The sequence below is a fragment of the Kitasatospora sp. NPDC004272 genome, from assembly GCF_053603035.1.
Map to the genome: position 1 here is coordinate 18,716 of NZ_JBSGET010000065.1, position 24,573 is coordinate 43,288.

At 71.9% G+C, this 24,573-nt stretch carries 26 protein-coding genes and 1 tRNA gene; 8 read left to right on the forward strand and 19 right to left on the reverse strand.

Annotated features, from left to right (window positions below):
- Positions 1-137: 137 nt before the first annotated feature.
- The gene (locus ACWEO5_RS20815) at positions 138-440 is read right to left on the reverse strand and encodes a GroES family chaperonin (RefSeq protein WP_051732111.1); all 303 of its coding nucleotides are present in this window, start codon (positions 438-440) and stop codon (positions 138-140) included.
- A gap of 167 nt (positions 441-607) precedes the next feature.
- The gene (locus tag ACWEO5_RS20820) at positions 608-946 is read right to left on the reverse strand and encodes a DUF3618 domain-containing protein (protein WP_452163786.1); all 339 of its coding nucleotides are present in this window, start codon (positions 944-946) and stop codon (positions 608-610) included.
- 151 nt (positions 947-1,097) lie between these two features.
- Here ACWEO5_RS20820 and bcp point away from each other — a divergent pair, with 151 nt between their 5' ends.
- Positions 1,098-1,571 (forward strand): thioredoxin-dependent thiol peroxidase, encoded by a 474-nt coding sequence (gene bcp / locus ACWEO5_RS20825; protein ID WP_452163787.1) that lies wholly within the window; start codon positions 1,098-1,100, stop codon positions 1,569-1,571.
- An 84-nt stretch (positions 1,572-1,655) separates the two neighbouring features.
- Here the strand turns inward: bcp and ACWEO5_RS20830 are convergent, their stop codons facing one another.
- Both ACWEO5_RS20830 and ACWEO5_RS20835 read right to left on the reverse strand, forming a co-directional pair.
- Complete coding sequence (locus ACWEO5_RS20830; RefSeq protein WP_452163810.1) at positions 1,656-4,070, reverse strand: chitinase C-terminal domain-containing protein; 2,415 nt, start codon at positions 4,068-4,070, stop codon at positions 1,656-1,658.
- 245 nt (positions 4,071-4,315) lie between these two features.
- Positions 4,316-6,652, reverse strand: a complete 2,337-nt coding sequence (locus ACWEO5_RS20835) for a glycosyl hydrolase family 18 protein (protein ID WP_452163788.1) — start codon at positions 6,650-6,652, stop codon at positions 4,316-4,318.
- Positions 6,653-6,905: 253 nt separating this feature from the next.
- On the opposite strand from ACWEO5_RS20835, the gene ACWEO5_RS20840 reads away from it, so the two are divergent.
- Positions 6,906-6,989: transfer RNA gene (locus ACWEO5_RS20840), tRNA-Leu, on the forward strand.
- A 70-nt stretch (positions 6,990-7,059) separates the two neighbouring features.
- Here ACWEO5_RS20840 and rdgB read toward each other — a convergent pair.
- From rdgB to ACWEO5_RS20860, 4 genes are all read right to left on the reverse strand, one after another.
- Positions 7,060-7,689: an RdgB/HAM1 family non-canonical purine NTP pyrophosphatase gene (rdgB, locus tag ACWEO5_RS20845; protein WP_452163789.1), complete on the reverse strand. Its 630-nt coding sequence runs from the start codon at positions 7,687-7,689 to the stop codon at positions 7,060-7,062.
- Positions 7,690-7,717: 28 nt separating this feature from the next.
- Positions 7,718-8,146: a hypothetical protein gene (locus ACWEO5_RS20850; protein ID WP_452163790.1), complete on the reverse strand. Its 429-nt coding sequence runs from the start codon at positions 8,144-8,146 to the stop codon at positions 7,718-7,720.
- 89 nt (positions 8,147-8,235) lie between these two features.
- On the reverse strand, positions 8,236-8,961 hold the full coding sequence (gene rph, locus ACWEO5_RS20855; protein ID WP_452163791.1) for a ribonuclease PH: 726 nt from the start codon (positions 8,959-8,961) through the stop codon (positions 8,236-8,238).
- A 119-nt stretch (positions 8,962-9,080) separates the two neighbouring features.
- Positions 9,081-9,314 (reverse strand): glucose PTS transporter subunit EIIB, encoded by a 234-nt coding sequence (locus ACWEO5_RS20860; RefSeq protein WP_014135942.1) that lies wholly within the window; start codon positions 9,312-9,314, stop codon positions 9,081-9,083.
- Positions 9,315-9,686: 372 nt separating this feature from the next.
- Here ACWEO5_RS20860 and ACWEO5_RS20865 point away from each other — a divergent pair, with 372 nt between their 5' ends.
- Together ACWEO5_RS20865 and ACWEO5_RS20870 are read left to right on the forward strand one after the other, a co-directional pair.
- Positions 9,687-10,979 (forward strand): PTS transporter subunit EIIC, encoded by a 1,293-nt coding sequence (locus ACWEO5_RS20865; RefSeq protein WP_452163792.1) that lies wholly within the window; start codon positions 9,687-9,689, stop codon positions 10,977-10,979.
- Between the two features lie 265 nt (positions 10,980-11,244).
- Complete coding sequence (locus ACWEO5_RS20870; RefSeq protein ID WP_452163793.1) at positions 11,245-12,498, forward strand: PTS transporter subunit EIIC; 1,254 nt, start codon at positions 11,245-11,247, stop codon at positions 12,496-12,498.
- 50 nt (positions 12,499-12,548) lie between these two features.
- Here the strand turns inward: ACWEO5_RS20870 and ACWEO5_RS20875 are convergent, their stop codons facing one another.
- Entirely contained in the window at positions 12,549-13,496 is a 948-nt protein-coding gene (locus ACWEO5_RS20875; protein WP_452163794.1) for a LuxR C-terminal-related transcriptional regulator, read from the reverse strand.
- Positions 13,497-13,690: 194 nt separating this feature from the next.
- Here ACWEO5_RS20875 and ACWEO5_RS20880 point away from each other — a divergent pair, with 194 nt between their 5' ends.
- Entirely contained in the window at positions 13,691-14,608 is a 918-nt protein-coding gene (locus ACWEO5_RS20880; RefSeq protein WP_452163795.1) for a branched-chain amino acid transaminase, read from the forward strand.
- Here ACWEO5_RS20880 and ACWEO5_RS20885 read toward each other — a convergent pair.
- The 9 genes from ACWEO5_RS20885 to clpS all read right to left on the reverse strand — a co-directional run bounded on the left by ACWEO5_RS20885 (position 14,596) and on the right by clpS (position 20,557).
- Positions 14,596-15,348, reverse strand: coding sequence for an MBL fold metallo-hydrolase (locus tag ACWEO5_RS20885; protein ID WP_452163796.1), 753 nt, complete (start codon positions 15,346-15,348; stop codon positions 14,596-14,598). The two genes, ACWEO5_RS20880 and ACWEO5_RS20885, sit on opposite strands and share 13 nt — an antisense overlap.
- Positions 15,349-15,548: 200 nt before the next feature.
- Entirely contained in the window at positions 15,549-15,737 is a 189-nt protein-coding gene (locus tag ACWEO5_RS20890) for a MarR family transcriptional regulator (RefSeq protein ID WP_452163797.1), read from the reverse strand.
- Between the two features lie 214 nt (positions 15,738-15,951).
- Positions 15,952-16,920, reverse strand: a complete 969-nt coding sequence (locus ACWEO5_RS20895; protein WP_452163798.1) for a PLP-dependent cysteine synthase family protein — start codon at positions 16,918-16,920, stop codon at positions 15,952-15,954.
- A complete protein-coding gene (locus ACWEO5_RS20900; RefSeq protein WP_452163799.1) occupies positions 16,920-17,198 on the reverse strand; it encodes a MoaD/ThiS family protein in 279 nt (92 codons plus the stop codon). The genes ACWEO5_RS20895 and ACWEO5_RS20900 overlap by 1 nt, the downstream gene beginning before the upstream one ends.
- A 115-nt stretch (positions 17,199-17,313) precedes the next feature.
- On the reverse strand, positions 17,314-17,427 hold the full coding sequence (locus tag ACWEO5_RS20905; protein ID WP_318552237.1) for a putative leader peptide: 114 nt from the start codon (positions 17,425-17,427) through the stop codon (positions 17,314-17,316).
- A 139-nt stretch (positions 17,428-17,566) separates the two neighbouring features.
- Positions 17,567-17,998 carry a Mov34/MPN/PAD-1 family protein gene (locus ACWEO5_RS20910; RefSeq protein WP_452163801.1) on the reverse strand — a complete coding sequence of 144 codons (432 nt, stop codon included), beginning with the start codon at positions 17,996-17,998 and terminating at the stop codon, positions 17,567-17,569.
- 20 nt (positions 17,999-18,018) lie between these two features.
- Positions 18,019-19,449 (reverse strand): amino acid permease, encoded by a 1,431-nt coding sequence (locus tag ACWEO5_RS20915; RefSeq protein WP_452163802.1) that lies wholly within the window; start codon positions 19,447-19,449, stop codon positions 18,019-18,021.
- A 157-nt stretch (positions 19,450-19,606) separates the two neighbouring features.
- Positions 19,607-20,179 carry a DUF2017 domain-containing protein gene (locus ACWEO5_RS20920; protein ID WP_452163803.1) on the reverse strand — a complete coding sequence of 191 codons (573 nt, stop codon included), beginning with the start codon at positions 20,177-20,179 and terminating at the stop codon, positions 19,607-19,609.
- Positions 20,180-20,221: 42 nt separating this feature from the next.
- Complete coding sequence (gene clpS / locus ACWEO5_RS20925; protein WP_452163804.1) at positions 20,222-20,557, reverse strand: ATP-dependent Clp protease adapter ClpS; 336 nt, start codon at positions 20,555-20,557, stop codon at positions 20,222-20,224.
- Between the two features lie 121 nt (positions 20,558-20,678).
- On the opposite strand from clpS, the gene ACWEO5_RS20930 reads away from it, so the two are divergent.
- Entirely contained in the window at positions 20,679-21,992 is a 1,314-nt protein-coding gene (locus ACWEO5_RS20930) for a nicotinate phosphoribosyltransferase (RefSeq protein WP_452163805.1), read from the forward strand.
- Positions 21,993-22,159: 167 nt separating this feature from the next.
- On the forward strand, positions 22,160-22,750 hold the full coding sequence (locus tag ACWEO5_RS20935; RefSeq protein WP_452163806.1) for an isochorismatase family protein: 591 nt from the start codon (positions 22,160-22,162) through the stop codon (positions 22,748-22,750).
- Positions 22,751-22,772: 22 nt separating this feature from the next.
- Here ACWEO5_RS20935 and ACWEO5_RS20940 read toward each other — a convergent pair whose 3' ends face one another.
- Positions 22,773-23,804: a type IV toxin-antitoxin system AbiEi family antitoxin domain-containing protein gene (locus ACWEO5_RS20940; RefSeq protein WP_452163807.1), complete on the reverse strand. Its 1,032-nt coding sequence runs from the start codon at positions 23,802-23,804 to the stop codon at positions 22,773-22,775.
- A gap of 317 nt (positions 23,805-24,121) precedes the next feature.
- Here ACWEO5_RS20940 and ACWEO5_RS20945 point away from each other — a divergent pair, with 317 nt between their 5' ends.
- The gene (locus ACWEO5_RS20945; RefSeq protein ID WP_452163808.1) at positions 24,122-24,508 is read left to right on the forward strand and encodes a hypothetical protein; all 387 of its coding nucleotides are present in this window, start codon (positions 24,122-24,124) and stop codon (positions 24,506-24,508) included.
- Positions 24,509-24,573 lie beyond the last annotated feature (65 nt).

Genomic DNA, 24,573 nt, shown 5'->3' on the forward strand with positions numbered 1-24,573 from the left:
GCCCCCCGCCCGCCCGCACCTGATTTCCGGCGGCGCCCGAGGCACGGCAGCGGGCGCACGCGGCACGAACGAGGGCGCCCGCGGCGTGCACCGGCCCGCCGCGGGCGCCCTCTCGTCGTTCCGTACCGCTGGTCGTCCTACAGGTACAGGCCCGTCGACCCCTCCAGGTCGCCGAAGCGCCCCGCCGCCACCGCGTGCAGGTCGCGCTCGCGCAGCAGCACGTAGGTGGCGCCGCGCACCTCGACCTCCAGCTTGTCCTCCGGGTCGTACAGCACCCGGTCGCCGGGTTCGACGGACCGGACGCTCTGGCCGACGGCCACCGCCTCGGCCCACGCGCAGCGCCGCGACAGCTCGGCGGTGGCCGGGATCAGGATGCCGCCGGTGGAGCGCCGCTCGCCCTCGCCGGTCTCGGTCCGCACCAGCACCCGGTCGTGCAGCATCCGGATCGGCAGCTTCTCGCCGAGCCGGTCGTGCCGCCCGTGCCGGTCGTCCTCGGGGCCGGCGGCCGTGTTCTGGGTGTCGTTCTCGCTCACGCCCCGACCGTACCGGACCGGGGAACGGCCGCGGGGCCCCGGGCACCTGCCCGGGGCCCCGCCGCGAGGTGCCGTCAGCCCTTGCGCCGCCGCCGGGCCGAGGCGATCAGCAGCACCACGCCGACGCCGACCAGCGCGGCCGGCACCACCCGCTCGGCGCGCGGCCGCCCCTCCTCGTCCACGAACTTCGACCGGACCTGCTCGACGGCCCCGCTCGCGGCGACGTACGCCCGCCCGGCCTTCTGCTCGACCGCGGCCCGGACCTTGGCCTTGGTCTGCGCGGCGACGGTGGCCGGGTGGACGCGCATGGCGAGTTCGTCGAGGGTCGCGGCGAGCCGGTCCCTGCTCCCGGCGATGTCCGCCTCGATCTGGGCGGTCGTCCGCGGTGCCGACGTGTCCTTGCTCGATGCCACTGGGGCCACCCCATCTCTGTTACCGCTAGGTACTGCTTCTCCTCGGACAGTCTGTCAGCTCGCCGCCGCACGCGCGCAGCGCCACCCACCAACGGGAGTAGGTTGAACCAGCAGCACGACCACCCGTCCACTCCCGAGGAGAGCCCCGATCGTGAGCGAGCGCCTGCAGCCCGGCGACACCGCCCCCGCCTTCACCCTGCCCGACGCCGACGGCAAGGAGGTGTCGCTGGCCGACCACCTCGGCCGCAGGGTGATCGTCTACTTCTACCCGGCGGCGCTCACCCCGGGCTGCACGAAGCAGGCGTGCGACTTCACCGACAACCTGGAGGTGTTCGCGGGCGCCGGGTACGACGTGATCGGCATCTCGCCGGACAAGCCGGAGAAGCTCGGGAAGTTCCGCGAGGCCGAGGACCTGAAGGTGACCCTGCTGTCCGACCCGGAGCACCGGGTGCTGGAGGCGTACGGCGCGTACGGCGAGAAGGTCAACTACGGCCGCACCTACCAGGGCGTGATCCGCTCGACGATCGTGGTGGACGAGCGGGGTGAGGTGGAGCGGGCGCTCTACAACGTCCGGGCCACCGGCCACGTCGCCAAGCTGCTGAAGGACCTGAAGGTCGGCCAGTAGCCCGGCGGGTGCGAAAAGGAGCGGTGGCGGCCGACCCCCCGACCGGGTCGACCGCCACCGCCGTTCATGGGCTCGGGATCAGCCTCAGCAGGCCCCGAGGTCCGTCCAGACGCCCCAGGCGCCGCTCAGCGAGGGGTCCTCGCCGGTGGTCCACCACTTGTTCTGGTAGTAGTGGCCCTTCCACGACACCTTGGTGGTGGTGGCGTAGGCGGTGCCCGCGACCCAGCTCGGGGCGCCCGAGCAGGTGCCGGCGGTGACCGACGCGGACGGCGAGGCCGACTGCGAGGCGGAGGCCGAGGCCGACGGGGACGCCGACTGCGAGGCGGAGGCGCTGGCCGACGCGGACGGCGAGGCCGACTGCGAGGCGGACGCGGAGGCGCTGGCCGACGGCGAGGCGGTGGCCGCGGTGGTGCCGCGGGTGAAGTCGCCCTTGATGCCGTACAGGGTGCCGCCGACGTTCACGGTCCAGTTGGACGGGGTGGAGACCGGCAGGTAGTAGACGAAGGCGACGTCCACCGAGGCGCCGGGCGCCAGCGTCTGCCAGGTGGGCAGCTTCAGCGAGACGCGGTTGTAGGTGCCCTTCAGGCCGCCGACGTTGCTGCCGGTGTGGTCGGCCCGGATGACCTTGGAGCCGAAGCCGGACTGGTCGGCGGCGTTGCCGGGCGCGGAGACCGAGTAGTCGAACTGGAACTCGGTGCCGCCCGGCAGGGTGGTGGTCGAGTTGTTGACGATGTGGATCTTCGGGTTGATCGGGTAGTTGTTGTCGCCCAGCGCGAAGTCGGTGAAGGACACGTCGATCGGCAGGGTCTGCTGCGGCAGCGCGATGGTGGAGCGGGTCGCGCCGTACGCCGAGGCCGACTTGAACTTGTCGTACAGCAGCGAGGTCATGGTGTTGCCCTGGACGTACTCGCCCTTGCCGCCGTTGGCGGTGGCGTCCCACTTGTAGTCGCCGGCCAGCTCCCAGATCATCGCGCCGCCGACGCCCTGGTTGACCACGTAGTCGGCCTTGGCGCCGATCGACTGGTCGTCCTCGGTCGACAGGAAGACCTTCTTGTCGGCGTTCCACAGCCACGGCGCGACCAGCGACGAGCTGTAGTTGCGGGCGTAGGTGCCCTTGAGCGCGGTGTCGGTCACGCCGTACTTGGACAGGTAGTCCGGGACGACGCCCGCTTCCAGGTTCTTGGCGTGCCACATCGGGTTGGAGCCGGCGGGCGACTCCTTGCCGTTGTCGTCCAGGTCGTGCCAGATGTTGTCGATGCCGACGGCGCCGTCACCACAGGTGGTCAGGCCGGAGCCGGCCGGGCAGTTGGTGGTGGAGGCGGTGCCCCACAGGCCGTTGGTGCCGCCCTGGACGTTCTGGAAGCCGCGGGTGTAGTACGGCACGCCGAGGTTGATCCGGCCGGCCGGCATCGCGCCGCGGAAGTAGTGGACGGCCCAGTCGGTGTTCAGGTAGCCGATGCCGCCGTACTGCGAGGTGCCGTACACGTTGGCGGCCGCCAGCTCGGCGTCCTTGCCGTCGTCGTACAGCGCGGCGTTCGGGCCGACGTACTTGTTCCAGGCGCCGTGCAGGTCGTACGACATGATGTTGACGTAGTCCAGGTACTGGGTGACCTGGAAGGTCTCCATGCCGCGCAGCAGGTAGCCCGAGGACGGGGCGGCGACCGACAGCAGGTAGTACTTGCCGTCGGCGGCGGAGGCCCGGTCGAGCTTCTCGCGCATGGTCTTCATCAGCGCCGCGTAGCCCTTCATCAGGGAGGCGCGCTTGGCGTTGCTGATGCTGTAGTCGAGCGGGTTGCCCGCGTCCTTCATCGAGGTCGGGTACTCGTAGTCGAGGTCGACGCCGTTGAAGCCGTACTTCTTGATGAAGGTGACGGCCGAGTCCGCGAAGGTGTTGATGCCGGCCTGGTTGACCGACCCGTCCGCGTTGACGGTCATCGAGTAGAAGCCGCCCGAGTTGACCCGCTTGCCCGAGTCGTCGAAGTAGCCGCCGGTCTCGGCCCAGCCGCCCACCGAGACCATGGTCTTGACGTTCGGGTACTGCTTCTTGAACTTGCTGAGCAGGTTGAAGTGGCCCTTGTACGAGTACGCCGGGTCCATCTCCGCGCCCGCCACGCCGGGGAAGGTCATCCCGGTGGAGGCGTTGTTCGGGCCGTCGGCGCCCACGGACAGCGTGTTGTCCGAGGCGACGTGCGCGAACGCGTAGTTGAGGTGGGTGACCTTGTCCCAGGGGATGTTGTTCACCAGGTAGGCGGGCGTGCCGTCCTTGCCGGTGCGCCAGCTGGTGAAGTAGCCGATGACGCGGCGCTGGTGGTCGGCGCCCATCTGCTCGCGGCCGCTGGTGTCGTAGACGTTGCAGTACGGGACGTCGACGCCGGGCGTGGTGTACATGCCGTCGGGACGGCACGCCTGGTTGTCGACGGCGGCGGCGGACGGGGCGACGCCGAGCGTGCCCATCAGCAGGCCCGCCAGCCCCGCGGCCGCGGCGGCGCCGAACGCCACCTTGCGGCCCTTGAGGTGGCGGCCCGCAGCGGTGGGACGCTGCTCCGCCTTGTTTCGGATCAACACTCGGTCCTCCTGGAGGGAGTGTCGTGCGCACGGCCGTGGGAAGCCGCGCACCTGTGGGGGAAGTTCCGCCGAACCTAAAAGGTCTGGACCATCCACGTCAACAGGTCTGTACCAACTTGATATGAAGGGCCGGACCGTCCGCACTCGGACGATCCGGCCCTCCCTAAGGGAAGTTGACGCTACTTCATGCTGCCGGTCATCGCGTTGACCAGGGTTCCGGACGGGTCGTCCGCCTCCAGCGAGTAGGCGAAGATGCCGCCGAGGCCCTTGGAGGTGGCGTACGAGCCGCGCGCCGCGATGGCCTGCGGGGTGTCACCGGTCCACAGGTTGGTGCCGTCGTAGATCCACGAGCTCTGCGTGGTCGGGTCCCAGTGCACCGAGGAACCGGTGGTCTTGCCGGCCGCCGCCAGCTCCTTCCAGAACGCCACGCCCGCGGTCTGGCTGGTGCCCTGCGCCGCCGCCGGGCCGGTCGCGGTCTGGTACAGGCCGTAGTTCGAGCCGGCCGGCACGCCGGTCCACCCGCGCATGTAGAACGGCACGCCCAGCACCAGCCTCTTGGCCGGGAAGCCGCCCTTGATCCCGTACGCCGGGGCGCCGTTCAGGTAGGCGTTGACCGCGTTGTCCACGGTGTACTTCTGGGTGCCCGGGGCGACGGGGTTGCTCGGGTCGTTCGGGCTGTCGTACAGCGGGTCCTGCAGGTTGGTCGGACCGGTCGCGTCCCAGGCGCCGTGCATGTCGTAGGACATCACGTTGCCGTAGTCCAGGTACTTGCCGATCTGGTCGGTCTGCAGCAGCGCGATCTTGTCCTGGCCGGACGGCAGCGCCGCGGTCAGCAGGTACTTCTTGCCGACGGTCTGCCCGTACGCGTCCAGCTGGTTGCGGAACTCGGCCAGCAGCGCGGTGAAGTTGGCGGTGTCGGCGGCCGCGTAGTGGTTGCCGGTGTGGCCGCCCGCGGAGGCCGGGTACTCCCAGTCGATGTCGATGCCGTCGAAGATGCCCATCGCCGCGGCGGCGCCGCCGGTCGCGTCGCCCTGGATCGAGGGCAGGTTGCCCTTGATGAACATGTCGATGCAGGAGGAGACCAGCTTCTTGCGCGAGGCGTCGGTGGCCGCCGCGTCGGAGAAGTACTTGGAGTACGTCCAGCCGCCCAGCGACATGGTGATCTTCAGGTTCGGGTACTTCGCCTTGAGCTCGCGCAGCTGGTTGAAGTTGCCCTTCAGCGGCTGGGTCCAGGCGTCGGTGGTGCCGTCCACCGCGATGTCCGCGGTGTAGCCCTTCTGGTAGTCCGCGAACGCGTCGCCCGCACCGTCGCCGGCGCTCGGGTTGTTGTCGTTGGTGTCCGCGGCCTTGATGGTCTCGAAGCAGCTCAGCGTGGACGGGTTGATGTTGGCGAACGCGTAGGTCATCGTGTTCAGCCCGCTCGCCGCGCCGGTGGCGGCCATCGTCGACGGGTAGTACTTGTTCCCGTAGATGCCCCACTGCGCGAAGTACGCCGACTTGAGGGCGCCGGTCGGGGCCGCCCCGGTGGTGACGGTCACCGGCGCGGTGAACCCGCTGCTGTGCCCGTCCTTGTCGTAGCCCTGCACGGTGAAGGAGTACGAGGTGTTCGGCAGCAGCGAGGAGATGGTGACCGCGGTGCCCATCGAGGTCGCGGTCTGCACCGTGGTGCCGCCGGTGAAGATCCGGTAGACCGCGCTGTTGCCGTTCTGCGCGTTGTCGGTGGAGGCGTTCCACTTCAGCGTCACCGCGGTGCCCGCCACGCTCGCGGTCAGCCCGGTCGGCGTGGTCACCACCCCGTCCCCGCCCGGCGTCCCGGTCTGCGAGGCGCTGGCCGAGGGCGAGGCGCTCTGCGAGGGCGAGGCGCTGGTCGAAGCCGACGCGCTCGCCGAGGCGCTGGCCGACGCGCTGGCGCTGGCGCTCGCACTCGAACTCCCGCTCGCCGAGGGGCTGCTGGAGCCCGACCCGCCGGGGCCGGTGAGGACCAGGTCGTCCGCGTAGTAGGTGCCCTGGCCGTACCAGCCGTGGGTGTAGACCGTCACCGAGGTGGTGGCGGCACCGGTGGTGAAGGTGGTGCTGCGGTTGGTCCAGTCGGCGCTGGATCCCCAGGCGCTGGTGTCGGTGGTGCCCGTCCCGGTGACGCCCAGGTAGGTGTAGTTGCCCTTCAGCCAGCCGCTCAGGCTGTACGTGGTGTTCGGGCTGACCGTGACGGTCTGCGAGCACTGGGCGCTGTCCGACGCGGAGGCCGCCGCCTGCAGCGCCTTGGTGCCGCCGTGCGGGGCGGTGGAGGTGATCGAGCCGAGGCCGGCCGAGCAGTTCCAGCCGCTCAGTGTGCCGCTCTCGAAGTCGCCGTTGGCGAGCAGGTTGACGGTGGCGGCCGAGGAGGCACCGCCCATCGCGGTGACCAGTCCGGCGGCACCGGCCACCAGGGCGGTCGCGGTCGCCAGCGCGGTGCCGGCCTTCAGCGGACGCCGCCCGGTGCGGGCGGCGGAGCGCGCGGCTGTGGCGCGTTCGGGCATGGGTCGCTCCAATGCTCGCGCCCGGGGTGGGGGGCCGGGCGCCGTGGGGGAGGAAGACGTGCCTGGGCCCGGCCGTTGCGCACCGCCCGGGACCCGGATTTCCGCGGATCGGCGCGAACGTACGTGGTCTGGACCACACTGGTCAATAGGTCTGTACCAATTCTTGAACAAGCCGGGACGCCCCGAACCACCGCCCGAAAGGGTGGTGCACGCCCGTGCGACGGGCCAGTAGCATGGCGGGAGTCACACATCGGCGGTCTTGGCGGAATTGGCAGACGCCCGGGTTTTAGGTGCCCGTGAGAGAGATCTCGTGAGGGTTCGAGTCCCTCAGGCCGCACCGGCGTTCACGCGTGAAGAGGCCCGCCCCGGATCCTCCCGGGGCGGGCCTCTTCACGCTTCCGCCGCAACTACGCGACTGTGCGACTGCGCGACTGGCCGAGCAGTTCGGCGACCACCGGCGCCAGCGAGCGGAACGCCTGGCCGCGGTGGCTGATCGCGTTCTTCTCCTCGGCGCTCAGCTCCGCGCAGGTGCGGCTCTCGCCGAGCGGCTGCAGGACCGGGTCGTAGCCGAAGCCGTTCGTCCCGGCCGGCTCGGTGCGCAGGGTGCCGTGCAGCCGGCCCTCGACCACCCGCTCGGTGCCGTCCGGCAACGCGAGCGCGGCGGCGCAGGCGAACGAGGCGGCCCGGTGCTCGGCGGCGATGTCGCCGAGCTGGGCCAGCAGCAGGTCCAGGTTGGCCCTGTCGTCGCCGTGCCGCCCGGCCCAGCGCGCGGAGAAGATCCCGGGCGCCCCGCCCAGCACGTCCACGCACAGCCCGGAGTCGTCGGCGACGGCCGGCAGCCCGGTCGCCCTCGCCAGCGCGTGCGCCTTGAGCAGCGCGTTCTCGGCGAAGGTGACCCCGGTCTCCGGCACGTCCGGCACCTCGGGGAAGGCGTCCGCGCCCACCAGTTCGACGTCCAGTCCGGCCGCGCCGAGGATGTCGCGCAGCTCGGCGACCTTGTGCTGGTTGCGGGTGGCGAGAACGAGTCGCTTGGTCATGCCGCCCAGCCTAGTGCCGCGGCCCGGTTCAGCCGGTGCACACCTTGCTGACCCGCCCGGCCGCGCTGCCCAGCGGCCCGAGGTCGGGCGTCTGGTTGCTGTCCACGGCCTTCTGCACGTTGTCGAGCTGGGCCTGCAGGTCGGTGACGGCCTTGGCCAGGTCGGCGTCGCTGGAGTTGCGCCCGAGCTTGTCCACGTCGCCCTTGAGGCTCTGCAGCGCCTTCCCGGCGGCGGCCGGGTCCTGGTCGGCGTTGTTGTACGCGTCGCCGAGCTGGGCCACGTGCGTGCTGATCTGCACCGCGGTGTTGGCGCAGCTGAGCGCCTTCTCCGCGGCGGAGCAGCTGACCGCGCTCAACGGCAGGACCAGGGCCAGCGCGGCGACGGCGAGCGCGGTGGTGCGGTTGATGCTCAGCGGCTGCTGCATCGGCGAGTCCTCCAGGAGGGTGTGCGGGCTCACCCCGAACGTTAAGGCTCGGCCCGCGTGCCTGTACAGCACTCCGGTGCCCGCCCACCCTTCCTGACGGCCGTTCAGCCCACCGCGGTTCCCTACAGCTCCAGGGCCTTGCGCTGGATCTCGTCCAGCTCGGCGCAGCCCAGGCTGCCGAGGTCGAGCAGCTGGTCGAGCAGGGCGCGGTCGAAGGGGGCGCCCTCGGCGGTGCCCTGGACCTCGACGAAGCGGCCGTCGGAGGTGCAGACGATGTTCATGTCGGTCTCGGCCCGGACGTCCTCCTCGTAGCGGAGGTCGAGCATCGGGACGCCGCCGATGATGCCGACGCTGACCGCGCTGACGCCGCCGGTGATCGGCTGGCCCTTGGCGCGCAGCAGCTTCTTCTCGCGCGCCCAGGAGACCGCGTCGACCAGGGCGACGTACGCGCCGGTGATCGCCGCGGTGCGGGTGCCGCCGTCGGCCTGCAGGACGTCGCAGTCCAGCACGATGGTGTTCTCGGCGAGCGCCCGGTGGTCGATGACGGCGCGCAGCGAGCGGCCGATCAGCCGGCTGATCTCGTGGGTGCGGCCGCCGATCTTGCCGCGGACGGACTCGCGGTCGCCGCGGGTGTTGGTGGCCCGGGGCAGCATGGCGTACTCGGCGGTGACCCAGCCCTCGCCGCTGCCCTTGCGCCAGCGCGGGACGCCCTCGGTGACGCTGGCGGTGCACAGCACCTTGGTGTCGCCGTAGGAGACCAGGACGGAGCCTTCGGCGTGCTTGCTCCAGTTCCGTTCGATGGTGACGGGGCGGAGCTGGTCGGGGGTGCGGCCGTCGATGCGAGACATGTCCCCGAGCGTATCGGGTCCGTGCCCGGCCCCCGGCCGGGGCGCACGTGCGACGGCCCGCCGGCCGGTGGTCTCCGGCGGCGGGCCGTGCGGGGCGGAGCGGGCCGCGGGGGCTCAGCTCACATCATGTCCTCGATCTCGGCGGCGATCGGGTCTGCGTCGGTGCCGATGACGACCTGGATGGCCGTGCCCATCTTCACCACGCCGTGGGCACCGGCCGCCTTGAGCGCCGCCTCGTCGACCTTGGAGGCGTCGTGGACCTCGGTGCGCAGCCGGGTGATGCAGCCCTCGACCTCGTCGATGTTCTCGATTCCGCCGAGACCGGCGACGATCTTCTCAGCCTTGCTGGCCATGGTCTTTCTCCCTCTGTCTCGGCGCTTCGGCGGTCGGTCGCCGGGTGCCGTACTGCGTGTGCGGTGGTGCCGGCCGGAGGTGACCGGGGATCAGTTTGCCGCGTCTTCCGACGGCGCGACCAGCATCACCCGTTTCCGACCGATATGCCACGTTAGTCCACTTTCGGGCTATCTCCGCGCGCGGCCCTCTCCGGAGCCGCCGGAGGATGACGATCATCGGGTTCTCGAACCCGCGGACCGCCACTGCCCCGGAAGTGGTCTACACCAATCCTAGGTGTACTCGGGACAACGCAGGACGGTCCGCCGGTGTTCCTGGCCCCGCGCACGGATGAGCCCCCAGCGGGGAACGGGAACGGCAGCGGAGGGCCGACGATGAGTTCACCAGGCGCCACGGCGCACCAGTCCACGTGGTGGCACACCTTCTACGGCGGCCTGCAGAAGATGGGCCGCAGCCTCCAGCTGCCGGTGGCGGTCCTGCCCGCCGCGGGCCTGCTGACCCGGCTCGGCCAGGACGACATCTTCGGCAAGGACGGCCTCGGCTGGGACAAGGTCGCCGCGGCGATCGGCGCCGCCGGCGGGGCGCTGCTCAACCCGGCGCTCGGCCTGCCGCTGCTGTTCTGCATCGGCGTGGCGATCGGCATGGCCAAGAAGGCGGACGGCTCGACCGCGCTCGCCGCGGTGGCCGGCTTCCTGGTCTACTACACCGTCCTGCAGGCGTTCCCGAAGGACTGCCCGACCGGCTCGACGCTCGACCACTCGATCTGCGTCAACTACACGGACAAGACCGTGGAGTCGGCCGACTTCCAGAACCCGGGCGTGCTGGGCGGCATCCTGATGGGCCTCTTCTCGGCCTGGCTGTGGGTGCGCTACCACCGGGTCAGGCTGGTCGACTGGCTGGGCTTCTTCAACGGCCGCCGCCTGGTCCCGATGATCACCGCCCTGGTCGGCCTGCTGTTCGGCTCGCTGATGGTGTGGATCTGGCAGCCGATCGGCGACGGCCTGGCCGACTTCTCCAAGTGGCTCTCCGACCTGGACGCCATCGGCTCCGGCATCTTCGGCGTCGCCAACCGCGCCCTGCTGCTGATCGGCATGCACCAACTGCTGAACACCTTCGTCTGGTTCCAGTTCGGCGAGTACAGCAACCCCGAGACCGGCAAGTCCGGCACCGGTGACATCGGCCGCTTCCTGGCGGGCGACCCGTCGGCCGGCCAGTTCCTCTCCGGTTTCTTCCCGATCATGATGTTCGCGCTGCCCGCCGCCGCGATGGCCATCGCCTCCTGCGCCAAGCCGCACCGGCGCAAGGAGATCTACGGCCTGATGTTCTCGGTCGCGCTGACTTCCTTCGTCACCGGCGTCACCGAGCCGATCGAATACTCCTTCGCCTACGTGGCCCCACTGCTGTACGGCATCCACGCGATCCTCACCGGCGTCTCGATGGCGGTCACCTGGGGGCTCGGCGTCCACGACGGCTTCAGTTTCTCGGCCGGATTGATCGACTACCTGCTCAACTGGAACCTGGCCACGAAACCGTGGCTGATCATCCCGATCGGCCTGTGCTTCGCGGTGGTCTACTACGTGGTCTTCCGGTTCGTCATCGTCAAGTTCAACCTCAAGACCCCCGGCCGCGAGGACGACGACGAGGTCGAGGACGTGACCAAGGCCTGATCCCGGGCCGGCGCGGCCACGGAGCCGCGGCGCCCCCGGCGGGAGGAATTCCCGCCGGGGGCGCGGCTTTGTTTCCCGACGATCCAAAAGGAGTTACCGCCAGGTCAATTGATCCGGCGTCAACCAGTCCAAGGTTTCGATTCCGCAGCGCTTGTCCCCCGCGAACCTTAAGAGGGTTCCGGAGCCCGTTCGGCCCGTGCTAGAAAGCTGAACGAGACCTTAAGTGGTCTAGACCAGGATCGCGCTGCCGTGAGGAACCACCGCTATGAGTACGACCGCGCAGAACTCCCGGCCCGCGGCGGCACCCGGCGGACGGGAGCTGCGCTCCCGGGTCTTCGCGTCCCTCCAGAAGATCGGTCGCAGCCTCCAGCTCCCGATCGCCGTGCTGCCCGCCGCGGGCATCCTGCTGCGGCTCGGCAAGGAGGACGTCTTCGGCGACCAGGGCCTCGGCTGGACCAGGGTCGCCGAGGTGTTCTCCGCCTCCGGCCACGCCGTCTTCGACTGGATGCCGCTGCTGTTCTGCGTGGGCATCGCCATCGGCTACGCCAAGAAGTCCGACGGCTCCACCGCGCTCGCCGCCCTGGTCGGCTTCCTCACCTACCACCAGGTGCTCACCGCCTTCCCGAAGACCGGCTACCAGGAGCTGCCCGGCCGGGACATCGAGGCCACCTACCAGGACCCGGGGGTGCTCGGCGGCGTGGTGGTCGGACTGCTCACCGCGATCCTGTGGCAGCGGCTGCACCGGACCCGGCTGGTCGACTGGCTGGGCTTCTTCAACGGGCGGCGGCTGGTCCCGATCGTGATGGCCTTCGTCGGCACCGCGCTGGGCGTCCTCTTCGGCCTGTGCTGGGGCCCGATCGGCGGCCTCGTCGACCGCTTCAGCACCTGGGCGATCGGCCTGGGCGCGCTCGGCTCCGGCATCTTCGGCCTGATCAACCGGGCCCTGCTGCCGTTCGGCCTGCACCAGTTCGCCAACACCTTCTTCTGGCAGCAGGCCGGCACCTACACCGTCGGCGGCCAGGACTTCCACGGCGACCAGACCCGCTTCTTCCAGCACGACCTGCACGCCGGCCAGTTCATGTCCGGCTTCTTCCCGATCATGATGTTCGGCCTGCCCGCCGCCGCGCTCGCCATCGCCCACTGCGCCCGTCCGGAGCGCCGCAAGGCCGTCCTGGGCATGATGTTCTCGCTCGCCCTGACCTCCTTCGTCACCGGCATCACCGAGCCGATCGAGTTCGCCTTCCTGTTCATCGCCCCGGTCCTGTACGTCCTGCACGCCGTGCTCACCGGCCTGTCCATGGCCGTCACCTGGGGGCTCGGGGTGCACCACGGCTTCACCTTCTCCGCGGGCGCCATCGACTACGTGCTGAACTGGAACCTGGCCACCGCACCCTGGCTGATCATCCCGATCGGGCTGTGCTTCGCGGTGGTCTACTACACGCTCTTCCGGTTCGTCATCCTGCGCTTCGACCTGAAGACACCGGGCCGCGAGGACGAGGACGCCTTCGAGGACGGGTAGCCCCCGCCCCCGCCCGGCCCGCCCCCGCCCGGCCCGCCCCCGTCCCGGACCTAGATCCAGCCCAGCCGGGCCGCGTGCACGCCCGCCTGGAAGCGGGACTGCGCGCCCAGCGCCGTGGTCAGGTCGGCGACCAGGCGGCGCACCGTGCGGTCGGAGATCTCCAGCTTGCGGCCGATCGCCTGGTCGGTGAGCCCGGCCGCGAGCAGCCGCAGCACCTCGCGGTGGCGGTCGTCGGGGGTGGTGCGGCCGAGCAGTTCCGGCGGGACCCAGCTGGACGCCCAGAAGTGCTCGAAGAGCTCGCGGACCACGCCGACCACGGCCGGGTCGCGGACCACCACCGCCGCGCTGCCCGGCGGCTCCCCCGGCGCGGGCAGCACGGCCAGGCCCGCGTCGACCACGATCAGCCACAGCGGCAGGGTGTGCGCGACCCGGATGTGCGCGCCGGCCGCGGTCAGCGCCTGGACGTGGGCCAGCACCGGGCCCTGGTTCAGGGCGGCGGCGGGGTAGATGGTGCGCAGCACGACCCGGTGGGCCAGGGCGATCCGCTCGCGGGCGAGCTTCTCGGCCAGGCCGCTCTCGGACTGGTCCTGGCCGGGCCGCAGCGACAGCGCCTCGGTGCGGGCGGCCCGGGCGGCGTCCTCCAGCAGCGCGGCGACCCGGTCGGTGCCGCGGACCAGCTCGTGGGCGGTGCCGGTACGCAGCGGCAGGTAGTGGGCGTGCAGCTGCTCGACCCGGTCCCGGGTGCGGCGGGCCTCACCGAGCAGCGCGGTGAAGCGGCGGTCGGAGTCGGCCAGCAGTTGGCGCACGGCGGTGTCGATCGAGACGGCGGCCACCCCGCTGACCGTCGCGGTCGTCCGCTGGAGCAGTCCTAGGCCGCGCAGTTCGCCGATCGCCTGCTCGAACTCCCGTTCCTCGCAGCCGAGTTCGTCGCGCAGGGAGTCCAGCGGCAGGCCGGGTTCGGCGAGCAGTCGGGCGTACAGGGCGGTGCTGGTCTCCACCCTCCGGGAGCCTAGGGCCGGGACCGGGGGACGGACGGTGGTTTTCAGCATGCGAGACGGCGGCGGGCGGCGGTACCGGGTGGCGGGCGGGGCGGGGCCGGCATGCGAGACGGCGGCGGCGGTGGCGGCCATGGCCTGATCCGGCGCGGCCGGGGGGCTTCGCGGGGCGGGCCGGGGTCCCCAGGATGGGCGGCATGGCGATTCCCGAGTCTTCCGTGATCTGGTTCGACGGCGCGCTGGTGCCCTGGCAGGAGGCCCGGGTCCACGTGCTGACGCACGCGCTGCACTACGGCACCGGCGTGCTGGAGGGCACCCGGGTGTTCGAGACGGCCGACGGGCCCGCGGTGTTCCGGCTGGACGAGCACCTGGCCCGGCTGGAGCGCAGCGCCCGCATGCTGCGAATTGAACTCCCGTACACCCGAGAGGAGTTGGCCCAGGCGACGGTGAGCCTGGTGGCGGCGAACGGCCACCGCTCCTGCTACCTGCGGCACCTGGCGTTCCTGGGCTACGGCTCGATGGGGCTGGACATGCGGCACTCCCCCACCAGCGTGTCGATCGCCTCCTGGGAGTGGCCGGCCTACCTGGCGGCGGAGCGCGGGCTGCGGCTGATGACCAGCAGTTGGCGGCGCACCGACCCCAACTCCGTCCCCCCGGCGGCGAAGGCCACCGGCCCGTACCTCAACTCGGCGCTGGCCCGGCGGGAGGCGAGCGACGCGGGCTACGACGAGGCGCTGCTGCTGGCCCCGGACGGGACGGTCAGCGAGTGCAGTTCGGAGAACGTGTTCGCGGTCCGGGACGGCGTGCTGCGCACCCCGCCGGGCAGCGCGGGCGCACTGGAGGGCATCACCCAGGACACCCTGCTGACGCTGGCCCGGGACCTGGGCGTCGAGGTGCGGGTGGAGAACCTGCTGCGCTCGGACCTGTACGCGGCGGACGAGGTGTTCGTCTCCGGGACGGCGGCCGGGGTGGTGCCGGTGGCCTCCCTGGACAACCGCGAACTACCGTCCTGCGAGGGTGAGTTGACCAAACTCCTGGGCGAGGCGTACCGGGCTGCGGTGAGCGGCGCCGACGCCCGCTACCGGCACTGGCTGACGCCGGTTCAGAGCTCGTAGACGGCCCCGGCCCGGGCCAGTTCGACCGGTCCGGCGAAGACCGCGGCGGCGTCCGCGCGGTTGCGCTCGGCGTCGGTCCACGGCGGGATGTGGGTGAGCACCAGCCGGGCGGCGCCCGCGCCGGCGGCGTGCTCGCCGGCCTGGGTGCCGTTCAGGTGGATGGAGTCGTAGGTCTCCTTGCCGTCCGTGTAGGCCGCCTCGCACAGGAACAGGTCGGTGCCGCGGGCGAGTTCGACCAGGTCGGGGCAGACCCCGGTGTCCCCGGAGTAGACCAGGCTGCGGCCGCCGGCCTCGATCCGGAAGCCGTACGCCTCGCAGTCGAGGTGGTTGACCCGGACGGCGGTGACGGTGAACGGGCCGAGCCGCAGCCGGGCGCCGCCGCCGAGGTCGCGGAAGTCGAACACCTCGGTCATGCCGGGCTTCTCCGGCATGTCGTAGGCGCGGGCCAGCCGCTCGGCCGTCCCGGCCGGGCCGTACACGGGCAGCGGGTCGGGGCAGCCCTCGACCCGGTAGTTGCGGGCCACCCAGTACGCGCACAGGTCGACGCAGTGGTCGGCGTGCAGGTGGCTGAGCAGGACGGCGTCCACGTCGTACAGGCCGGCGTACTTCTGCAGCGCGCCGAGCGCGCCGTTGCCGAGGTCGACGACCAGGCAGTAGCCGTCGTGCTCCACCAGGTAGCTGGAGCACGGGGAGTCCACGGACGGGAAGCTCCCCGAGCACCCCACCACGGTCAGTTTCATGCCGAGCCCTTCCCGCCCAGTCGGGCCGTCGTCCGCGGCCGTCCGCACCGCCGGCGGGCGGGCGGGGTCCTTCGGCTCCGTCGGTGCTTTGACTGTCGAGGGTAAGGGCCGGGCGGCACTTTGCCCCCTCTCCCGTGCCGGGCTGTGGGCGGAATCACCAGGACGGGGCGGGGGCGTTCGAACGCGCGCCGGACGGGGCGCTAGCGGCGGCCGGGGCGGGCCAGGGCCCAGGCCCGGATGGTCTCCGGGTACCAGCGGGGGTGGCCGGCCGGGTCGACCAGGTCGGGTTCGGGCAGCAGGCCGTGCCGCCTGTAGTTGCGCACGGTCTCGGTCTGCACGCGGATGTGCAGGCCGATCTCGACGTAGGACCAGAGCTCTCGGCCGGGCATCGCGCCCACCTCCGGGTGACGGCGAACCAGTGGTGCGCGGCCAGCCTGGCGGGGCGGGGCGCGGCGGTCGGGGCGCGACCGGCGCGGTGGCCGTTCCGTGACGGACCGGTCATCGGGAACGGACAAATGCCGTGCTGTCACAGCGGATCGATGATCGGACAAGCGGACGGCGCGGCACCCGTGGGGGTGCCGCGCCGTGGTCCTGCCGCGTCCGTCAGGCCCAGAGCTGGCCCTGCAGCGCCTCGACCGCCGCCTCGGTGGTCTCGGCGGTGTAGATGCCGGTGGACAGGTACTTCCAGCCGCCGTCGGCGACCACGAACACCACGTCCGCCCGCTCGCCGGCCTTGGCGGCCTTGCGGGCCACGCCGATCGCGGCGTGCGCGACCGCTCCGGTGGAGACGCCCGCGAAGATGCCCTCCTGCTGGAGGAGTTCGCGGGTCCGGGTGACGGCGTCGGCCGAGCCGACCGAGAAGCGGGTGGTGAGCACCTCGGCGTCGTACAGCTCGGGGACGAAGCCCTCGTCCAGGTTGCGCAGGCCGTAGACCAGGTCGTCGTAGCGGGGCTCGGCGGCGACGATCTGCACGCCCGGGACCTTCTCGCGCAGGTAGCGGCCGATGCCCATCAGGGTGCCGGTGGTGCCCAGGCCCGCCACGAAGTGGGTGACGGTGGGCAGGTCGGCGAGGATCTCCGGGCCGGTGGTGGCGTAGTGCGCGCCGGCGTTGTCCGGGTTGCCGTACTGGTAGAGCATCACCCAGTCGGGGTGCTCGGCGGCGATCTCCTTGGCGATCCGCACCGCGGTGTTGGAGCCGCCGGCGGCGGGCGAGGGGATGATCTCCGCGCCCCACATCCGGAGCAGCTCGCGGCGCTCCTCGCTGGTGTTCTCCGGCATCACGCAGACCATCCGGTAGCCCTTGAGCTTGGCCGCCATGGCGAGCGAGATGCCGGTGTTGCCGCTGGTGGGCTCCAGGACGGTGCAGCCCGGGGTGAGCCGGCCCTCCGCCTCGGCGCGCTCGATCATGCGCAGCGCCGGGCGGTCCTTGATCGAGCCGGTCGGGTTGCGGTCCTCCAGCTTGGCCCAGAGCGTGACCCGGCCGTCCTTGTTCCCCGGGATGCCGGCCGAGAGCCTCGGCAACCGCACCAGGGGCGTGTTGCCGATGGCCTCGATCGGGCTGTCGTAGCGCATTACTTCATACCGCCGGCCACGGCCGGGAGGATGGTGACGCTGTCGCCGTCGGAGAGCGCGGTGGAGATGCCGTCCAGGAAGCGGACGTCCTCGTCGTTCAGGTAGACGTTGACGAAGCGGCGCAGCTCGCCGCCGTCCAGCAGCCGGGCGGCGATGCCGGGGTGGCGGGAGTCGAGGTCGGTGAAGAGCTCCCCGAGGTTGGCGCCGTTGCCGTCGACGGCCTTGGCGCCGTCGGTGTAGGTACGGAGGATGGTCGGGATGCGGACCTCGATGGCCATGGCTGCGCTCCTGTGGAGTGGGGTTCGGGTTGCCGGGCCGGGCGGGGCGCGGCAGGGGGGAGGGCCCCGGGGCGCCGGGGCGGTGCTGTCTGGGCTTGCCGGTCGGTGCCGCCGGTCAGTGCGCGGCGGTGCCGGGACAGATCGCGCTGGCGAGCCGGCACAGGTCGACGTGCAGGCGCGCCACGAGGCGGGTGCCTGGGGCCTGATTGCTCACATCGACGGAACGCATGGACTCATCGTATAGATTCCCGGCCCCGCTTTGACATGCGTGTCTCGGCATCCGGTCGATGGCGTTCCGAGGCATGAGAAAACGGGCCGATCCGCCGCGTGGGCGCGGTGCGGACCGGCCCGTCCCCGGGCGGGCGGCGTCAGGCGGCGTACGCCTCGACCACCTCGACGTCTTCCTCCGTGATCACGCCGTCCACGATGCGGAACGAGCGGAACTGGTAGGGGTCCGCCTCGTCGGTGCCTTCGGCGGTGGAGACCAGCACGTAGTGGGCGAACGGCTCGGAGGCGTAGCTCACGTCGGTGCGGGAGGGGTACGCCTCGGTGGCGGTGTGCGAGTGGTAGATCACCACCGGCTCCTCGTCGAGGTCGTCCATCTCGCGGTAGAGCTTCAGCAGGTCGCCGGAGTCGAACTCGTAGAAGGTGGGCGAGCGGGCGGCGTTGAGCATCGGAACGAACCGCTCGGGGCGCCCGGTGCCGGCCGGTCCGGCGATCACGCCGCACGCCTCGTCCGGGTGGTCGGCGCGGGCGTGGGCGACGATCCGGTCGCGCAGTTCTCGGGTGATGGTCAGCATGCGGCCAGGATAGCGAGGCGTCAGACGCCCTCCTCCGGGCGGAGGTCGGCGTCCAGGGCGGCCGGGTCGCGGCGGCGCAGCACCGCGTAGCCGACCACCAGGAACAGCGCCCAGCCGGGCAGGACGTACAGCGAGATCCGGGTGTCGGGGTCGACGCCGATCAGGACGGCGACCAGGACGAGGAAGGCCAGCGCCAGGGCGCGGCTCCAGTTGCCGCCGGGGGCGCGGAAGGTCGGGGCGGGCAGCCGTCCGGAGGTCCAGGCGGTCCGGTAGCGGATCTGGCTGGCCAGGATGGTGCCCCAGGTCCACAGGCCGCAGACGGTGGCGACCGAGGTGATGTACTGGAAGGCCCGTTCCGGGACGCAGTAGTTGAGCACCACGCCGGCGCCCATCAGCAGGCAGGAGACGGTGATCGCGGCGGCGGGGGTGCGGCGGGCGTTGAGCCCGGTGAGCCGCCCGGGGGCCTGTCCGCGCAGGGCCAGGTCCCGCAGCATCCGGCCGGTGGAGTACATCCCGGAGTTGCAGGAGGAGAGCGCGGCGGTGAGTACCACGAAGTTGACGATCCCGGCCGCCGCCGGGATGCCGATCTTCCCGAAGGCGGCGACGAACGGGCTGACGCCGGGCTGGAACTCGCTCCACGGCACCAGCGAGAGGATGACCACCAGCGCGCCGACGTAGAACAGCGCGATCCGCAGCGGCAGGGTGTTGATGGCCCGCGGCAGGGTCTTCTCCGGGTCCTCGCTCTCCCCCGCGGTGACGCCGACCAGTTCCACGCCCACGTAGGCGAACATGACGATCTGCAGGGTCATCACGGTGGCGCCGACGCCCTTCGGGAAGAAGCCGCCGTCCTGCCACAGGTGGGTGACCGAGGCGGTGTCCCCGGCGTCCGAGAAGCCGAGGGTGAGCACGCCGACGCCGATCAGGATCATCCCGAGGATGGCGGTGACCTTGACCATCGAGAACCAGAACTCGATCTCGCCGAACACCTTCACCGAGATCAGGTTGGCGGCGTACAGCACCAGCAGGAAGACCAGCGCGGTGGCCCACTGCGGGACGCCGGGCGCCCAGAAGCGGACGTAGACGGCGGCGGCGGTGGTCTCGGCCATGCCGGTGACCACCCAGAACAGCCAGTACGTCCAGCCGGTGGCGAACCCGGCGAACGGGCCGAGGAACTCCCGGGCGTACTCGGCGAAGCTGCCGGACACCGGGCGGTAGGTGAGCAGTTCGCCGAGCGCCCGCATGATCACGAAGATCACCACGCCGGCCACCGCGTAGCTGAGGACCAGGCTGGGGCCGGCCTTGGAGATGGCGGTGCCGGCGCCGAGGAACAGGCCGGTGCCGATCGCGCCGCCGATCGCGATCATCTGGATCTGCCGGCCGCCCAGCCCGCGCTGGTAGCCCTCCCCGTCCGGGGCCGGCCCGACCGCCTCGTCCGTCACCTGCTGCGTCATGCGCCCGCCTCGCCTCCCGGTCCGCGCCGGCCGGTCGGCCGACGGGCCCCGTGTTCCCGGGGAGGCAGCAGTGAACCACGCGGAAGGCCCGGCGGCGCCCATAAGCGGGCAGCACCGGATCAATCGGACAATAGGAAGGCGGCGGGGGCGGTCCGGGTCAGCCCGCCATCGCCTCCAGCAGGCTCTCCTGCAGCCCGCCCAGCCACAGGTAGGCCACCACCAGCGGCTTGCGCGGGTCGGAGTCGGGCAGCCGGTACAGCCCCTCGGTGTCCTCCTCGGTGACCTCCAGCCGGGTGGCCAGGGCCAGCCGCAGGTCGTTCAGGGCGCCCAGCCAGCGCTGGAGCTCGTCCGGCCCCACCTCCAGCACCCCGCCTCCGGCCAGCCCGTCCAGCGTCCGGACCACCGCCAGCGCGTCGTCGCGCTTGCGGGTCCGCAGGTCGAGTTCGGTGTAGCGGCGGAACTCGGCGGCCATCTCGGCGGTCCGCGGGTCCTCGGGCGCGCCCGGGCCGCCGTACGCGTCGGGGAACAGCCGGTGCAGCACGGGGTCGTCCGGGGCCTCGCTCGGACCCTCGGCGAACAGCGCGGCCAGCGGGTCGTCGCCCTGCCCGCCGGGCGGCGGCCCGATCAGCTCCAGCATCTGCACTTCCAGCGTGCGCAGGATGGACACCTCGAACTCGTCCAGGTCCATCGCCGCGCCGCCGTCGCCGGTGCTCTCGAAGAAAGTGGCCATGTTGGTGGGATCAGCCCCTCGTGGGTGGTGGGTGACGGTCCGTCAGTCGTGCTGCAGGGTGGCCCACAGGCCGTAGCCGTGCATCGCCTGCACGTCGCGCTCCATCTCCTCGCGGGTGCCGCTGGAGACCACCGCCCGCCCCTTGTGGTGCACGTCCATCATGAGCTTGCGGGCCTTGTCCTTCGGATAGCCGAAGTAGCTCTGGAAGACGTACTGGACGTAGCTCATCAGGTTGACCGGGTCGTTGTGGACGATGGTCACCCACGGCGTGTCCAGCTCCGTGACCGGAACCCCCTCCACCTCCGGGCGCTCGATCTCCACCGGCGCGACACTCACAGTCCGTCTCTCCTCGTCGACCTCGGAACTCCCCCGTCCCATGCTTCCATCCGAGGGACCCAGGAGCGAATCAGGATGTCCGCGGCGGCGCGGCACGGCCCGACACGGACCCGCCGCGAGAGAAATCGTCAAACTGACGCTAAGTGGTAGTAGCATCATCCCCATGGACGCCATCACCGCGCACCGCAGCTCCGCGCTGCTCACCGACCGCTACGAACTGACCATGCTGCAGGCCGCGCTGCGCAGCGGCGCCGCCCACCGCCGCTCGGTCTTCGAGGTCTTCACCCGCCGCCTGCCGGACGGCCGCCGCTACGGCGTGCTGGCCGGCACCGGCCGGGTGCTGGACGCCATCGAGGACTTCCGCTTCACCGCGCCGCAACTCGACTGGCTGGCCGACCAGCGGGTGGTGGACGAGGAGACCCTGCGCTTCCTCGCCGACTACCGCTTCACCGGCGACGTGCACGGCTACCCCGAGGGCGAGGTGTACTTCCCCGGCTCGCCGCTGCTCACCGTCGAGGGCAGCTTCGCCGAGGCGGTGATCCTGGAGACGGTGATCCTGTCGATCCTCAACCACGACTCGGCGATCGCCGCCGCCGCCTCCCGGATGACCGCCGCCGCGGGCGGGCGCCCGGTGATCGAGATGGGCGCCCGGCGGGCCCACGAGCGGTCCGCGGTGGCCGCCGCCCGGGCCGCCTACCTGGCCGGCTTCGCCGCCACCTCCGACCTGGAGGCGGGCTTCACCCACGGCATCCCGACCACCGGCACCGCCGCGCACGCCTTCACCCTGCTGCACGACAGCGAGAAGGACGCCTTCACCGCGCAGATCGACTCGATGGGCCGCGACACCACCCTGCTGGTGGACACCTACGACCTCGCCGAGGCGGTCCGCACCGCCGTCGAGGTGGCCGGACCGCAGCTGGGCGCCGTCCGGATCGACTCCGGCGACCTGACCCTGCTGGCCCACCGGGTGCGCCGCCAGCTCGACGAGCTCGGCGCCACCGACACGAAGATCATCGTCACCTCCGACCTGGACGAGTACGCCATCGCCGCGCTGGCCGCCGCCCCGGTCGACGGCTACGGCGTCGGCACCAGCCTGGTCACCGGCAGCGGCCACCCGACCTGCGCGATGGTCTACAAGCTGGTCGCCCGCGAGTCGGTGCCCGGCGGCGAGCTCGTCCCGGTCGCCAAGCGCTCGGCGGGCGGCAAGACCAGCGTCGGCGGCCGCAAGTGGGCCGCCCGCCGCCCCGACCGGGACGGCGTCGCCGAGGCCGAGGTGGTCGGCACCGGCCCCGTCCCCGCCGAACTGGCCCCGCACCTGCTGCACGTCCCGCTGGTCACCGGCGGCGAGGTGGTCGGCCGCGAACCGCTGGAGGCCGCCCGCGAGCGCCACCTCCGGGCCCGCGCCGCGCTGCCGCTGTCGGCCACCCAGCTCTCCCGCGGCGAGCCGGTGATCACCACCGAGCGGCACGCCGGCTGACCCCCGGCCGGCCCGGGGACCGGACCCGGCCCTGCCCGCCGGTACTACCGCGTCCGCCCCGGCTCTGCCTAGAGTGCCAACCGCCGTACCGTCCGCACCCCGCTCCCTCCCGGAGCAGCGGCCACCGAGCCCCCGCGCTCCCGAGCCCACGAGAGAAGAGAAGAGCCATGCACCGGGCCCTGATCGTCGTCGACGTGCAGAACGACTTCTGCGAGGGCGGCAGTCTTCCCGTCGCCGGCGGGGCCGAGGTCGCGGCCGCGATCACCGACCTGATCGCCGAGTCCGCCCCCGGCTACGCCCACATCGTCGCCACCCGCGACCACCACATCGACCCCGGCCCGCACTTCGCCGCCGAACCCGACTACGTCCGCTCCTGGCCCGCGCACTGCGTGGCCGGCACCGAGGGCGTCGGCTTCCACCCCAACTTCGCCCCCTCGGTGACCTCCGGCGCGGTCGAGGCGGTCTTCTCCAAGGGCGCGCACGCCGCCGCCTACAGCGGCTTCGAGGGCTTCGACGAGCACGGCGGCACCCTCACCGACTGGCTGAACGAGCGCGGCGTCACCGACGTCGACGTGGTCGGCATCGCCACCGACCACTGCGTCCGCGCCACCGCCCTGGACGCCGCCCGCGAGGGCTTCGCCACCCGCGTCCTGCTCGACCTGACGGCCGGCGTCGCCCCCGCCACCACCGCCACCGCGCTGGACGAACTGCGGGCCGCAGGAGTCGAGTTGACCGGCACGCCGGTCGTCCACGGCTGACCGGGCGGCGGCCCCCGGGCGCTCAGCGCCCGGTGACCAGCAGCTCCACCACGTCCTCCCCGCCGAGCCGGTACGCCTCGGTCAACTCGCCGCCGACCGCCTCCCGTTCGGCGGCGAGCCGGGACGAGCCGACGTACAGCACCCGCACGCCCAGGTACTCCATCCGGTGCTGGCCGCCGCGCACCCAGGCCGACTCGCCCTCGCTGACGCAGCGCAGCTCGGAGTCGACCTCCACCGCCACCGCCGCCTCGGGCCAGTACAGGTCCGGCACCGCGACGTAGGTGCCGCCGCGCATCCGCAACTCGGGTCCGGTCAGCGGCAGCGGCAGGCCCGACTCCGCGGCCAGCTCCAGCAGTTCGGCGAACGCCGCCTCCCGGCGCGCCGCCAGCAGCTCGTCCACCGCGGCCCGCACCCGGGGCAGCTCCAGCAGGTCCGCCTCGGCCAGCTCGGCCAGCAGCTCGGACGCCGCGCAGCCGCCGCCGCGCCCGGTGAGCGCCTCGCGCAGCAGCGCCCGCAGCAGGCCCGGACCGGTCCGACCGGACCCGAAGGCGCCCTGCTCGTCCCACTCGCGGATCGCGTCCGCCACCGCCCGGGCCACCGGCGCGACCGCCAGCCCGTGCACCGACCGGGCCTCCAACTCCCGTTCGGTGCGCCGGATCCGCACCTGCCCGGCGTCCCGCAGCCGGCGCTGCCGGGGCACCAGCACCTCCACCCCGAGCACGGCCGGCAGCCGCGGCACCGACACGAACCCGTACAGCGCCAGCGCCGCCGCGCCGGTGATCACCGCCCCCTCGCGGGCCCCGTCCCCGGCCGGACCGTTCTGCGCCGCGTACAGCAGCGCGGCCCACATCCGCTGCTCGGGCGTCGGCTCGCCCTCCTGCAGCAGGTAGACCCGTGGCAGCAGGCGCTGCCACGGCCCCCCGCTGCGGCAGTGCTCGCTCACCATGCGGGCGGGCACCCCGCGGGCGCGGAGCTGACTGGCCGTCACCACGTTCTGCTGGTGCCGGGCGAGTTCTTCGAGGGACGCGGGCTGCTGCGGAATCCGGTGGCTCATGACATCCACGTTCCCCCGCGCTTCTGACAGTCGATGCCAGACCTGACGACCTGTTACGCAACCGTCGTCAAACCGGGACTGCTCCGCACTAAAGTCCCCATACCCTCACCCATTCGGCGGATCGGGTGTTCACTCCCTTGCCGTAATAGATCGGACTTGTTTTCTACTATCCGATTTTCATCGGATCGACACAGCATTGCGATCCCCCGGGACCCGCGCCCCCGACCTGCGCGATCTGACGGATGGTGATCGTCCGAACACCCGATGTCACACCCCCCGACACCGGCCACCGCCGCGAATTGCCTACCATCGGGCTCATGCCCCGCGACGAGACATCAGCCCAGCGCGCCGCCCGACTACGCCTCGGCCGCCTGCCCGGCTACGTCCGCCAACCGGATCCCGCCAGACGCGGCGGGGAGGACGGACGTACGTACAAGAAGGGCTGGGAAGTGCGTTTCACGGCGCGCAGCGAGGCGGAGATAACCGAGATCCGCGAACTCGTGGCCGCCGCCGGCTTCGCCCCCGCCCGGCCCTTCTTCAAGGGCCACCAGCTCATCCAGCCGGTCTACGGCATCGCCGCGGTGCAGGCGTACCTGGCCGCCCGGGAGAGCCTCGAAGCCGCCGAGACCGCCGTCCGCGGCGACCGGCGCAACGCCGGCATCCCGGAGCAGACCCGCCGCGAGCCCGACAGCGTGGCGGTGTAGATGCCGCTGAGGAAGAACGTCATGGTGGCGTCGAGGTCCTTGGCGAGCTTGCGGAACCGGCTGAA

Excerpts from the sequence above, each read along its gene's own strand:
- ACWEO5_RS20815 (WP_051732111.1), bottom strand. The coding sequence starts at position 440 with ATGCTGCACGACCGGGTGCTGGTGCGGACCGAGACCGGCGAGGGCGAG.
- ACWEO5_RS20835 (WP_452163788.1), bottom strand. The coding sequence starts at position 6,652 with ATGCCCGAACGCGCCACAGCCGCGCGCTCCGCCGCCCGCACCGGGCGG.
- rdgB (WP_452163789.1), bottom strand. The coding sequence starts at position 7,689 with ATGACCAAGCGACTCGTTCTCGCCACCCGCAACCAGCACAAGGTCGCC.
- rph (WP_452163791.1), bottom strand. The coding sequence starts at position 8,961 with ATGTCTCGCATCGACGGCCGCACCCCCGACCAGCTCCGCCCCGTCACC.
- ACWEO5_RS20860 (WP_014135942.1), bottom strand. The coding sequence starts at position 9,314 with ATGGCCAGCAAGGCTGAGAAGATCGTCGCCGGTCTCGGCGGAATCGAG.
- ACWEO5_RS20865 (WP_452163792.1), top strand. The coding sequence starts at position 9,687 with ATGAGTTCACCAGGCGCCACGGCGCACCAGTCCACGTGGTGGCACACC.
- ACWEO5_RS20870 (WP_452163793.1), top strand. The coding sequence starts at position 11,245 with ATGAGTACGACCGCGCAGAACTCCCGGCCCGCGGCGGCACCCGGCGGA.
- ACWEO5_RS20880 (WP_452163795.1), top strand. The coding sequence starts at position 13,691 with ATGGCGATTCCCGAGTCTTCCGTGATCTGGTTCGACGGCGCGCTGGTG.
- ACWEO5_RS20885 (WP_452163796.1), bottom strand. The coding sequence starts at position 15,348 with ATGAAACTGACCGTGGTGGGGTGCTCGGGGAGCTTCCCGTCCGTGGAC.
- ACWEO5_RS20890 (WP_452163797.1), bottom strand. The coding sequence starts at position 15,737 with ATGCCCGGCCGAGAGCTCTGGTCCTACGTCGAGATCGGCCTGCACATC.
- ACWEO5_RS20895 (WP_452163798.1), bottom strand. The coding sequence starts at position 16,920 with ATGCGCTACGACAGCCCGATCGAGGCCATCGGCAACACGCCCCTGGTG.
- ACWEO5_RS20900 (WP_452163799.1), bottom strand. The coding sequence starts at position 17,198 with ATGGCCATCGAGGTCCGCATCCCGACCATCCTCCGTACCTACACCGAC.
- ACWEO5_RS20905 (WP_318552237.1), bottom strand. The coding sequence starts at position 17,427 with ATGCGTTCCGTCGATGTGAGCAATCAGGCCCCAGGCACCCGCCTCGTG.
- ACWEO5_RS20910 (WP_452163801.1), bottom strand. The coding sequence starts at position 17,998 with ATGCTGACCATCACCCGAGAACTGCGCGACCGGATCGTCGCCCACGCC.
- ACWEO5_RS20915 (WP_452163802.1), bottom strand. The coding sequence starts at position 19,449 with ATGACGCAGCAGGTGACGGACGAGGCGGTCGGGCCGGCCCCGGACGGG.
- ACWEO5_RS20920 (WP_452163803.1), bottom strand. The coding sequence starts at position 20,179 with ATGGCCACTTTCTTCGAGAGCACCGGCGACGGCGGCGCGGCGATGGAC.
- clpS (WP_452163804.1), bottom strand. The coding sequence starts at position 20,557 with ATGGGACGGGGGAGTTCCGAGGTCGACGAGGAGAGACGGACTGTGAGT.
- ACWEO5_RS20930 (WP_452163805.1), top strand. The coding sequence starts at position 20,679 with ATGGACGCCATCACCGCGCACCGCAGCTCCGCGCTGCTCACCGACCGC.
- ACWEO5_RS20935 (WP_452163806.1), top strand. The coding sequence starts at position 22,160 with ATGCACCGGGCCCTGATCGTCGTCGACGTGCAGAACGACTTCTGCGAG.
- ACWEO5_RS20940 (WP_452163807.1), bottom strand. The coding sequence starts at position 23,804 with ATGAGCCACCGGATTCCGCAGCAGCCCGCGTCCCTCGAAGAACTCGCC.
- ACWEO5_RS20945 (WP_452163808.1), top strand. The coding sequence starts at position 24,122 with ATGCCCCGCGACGAGACATCAGCCCAGCGCGCCGCCCGACTACGCCTC.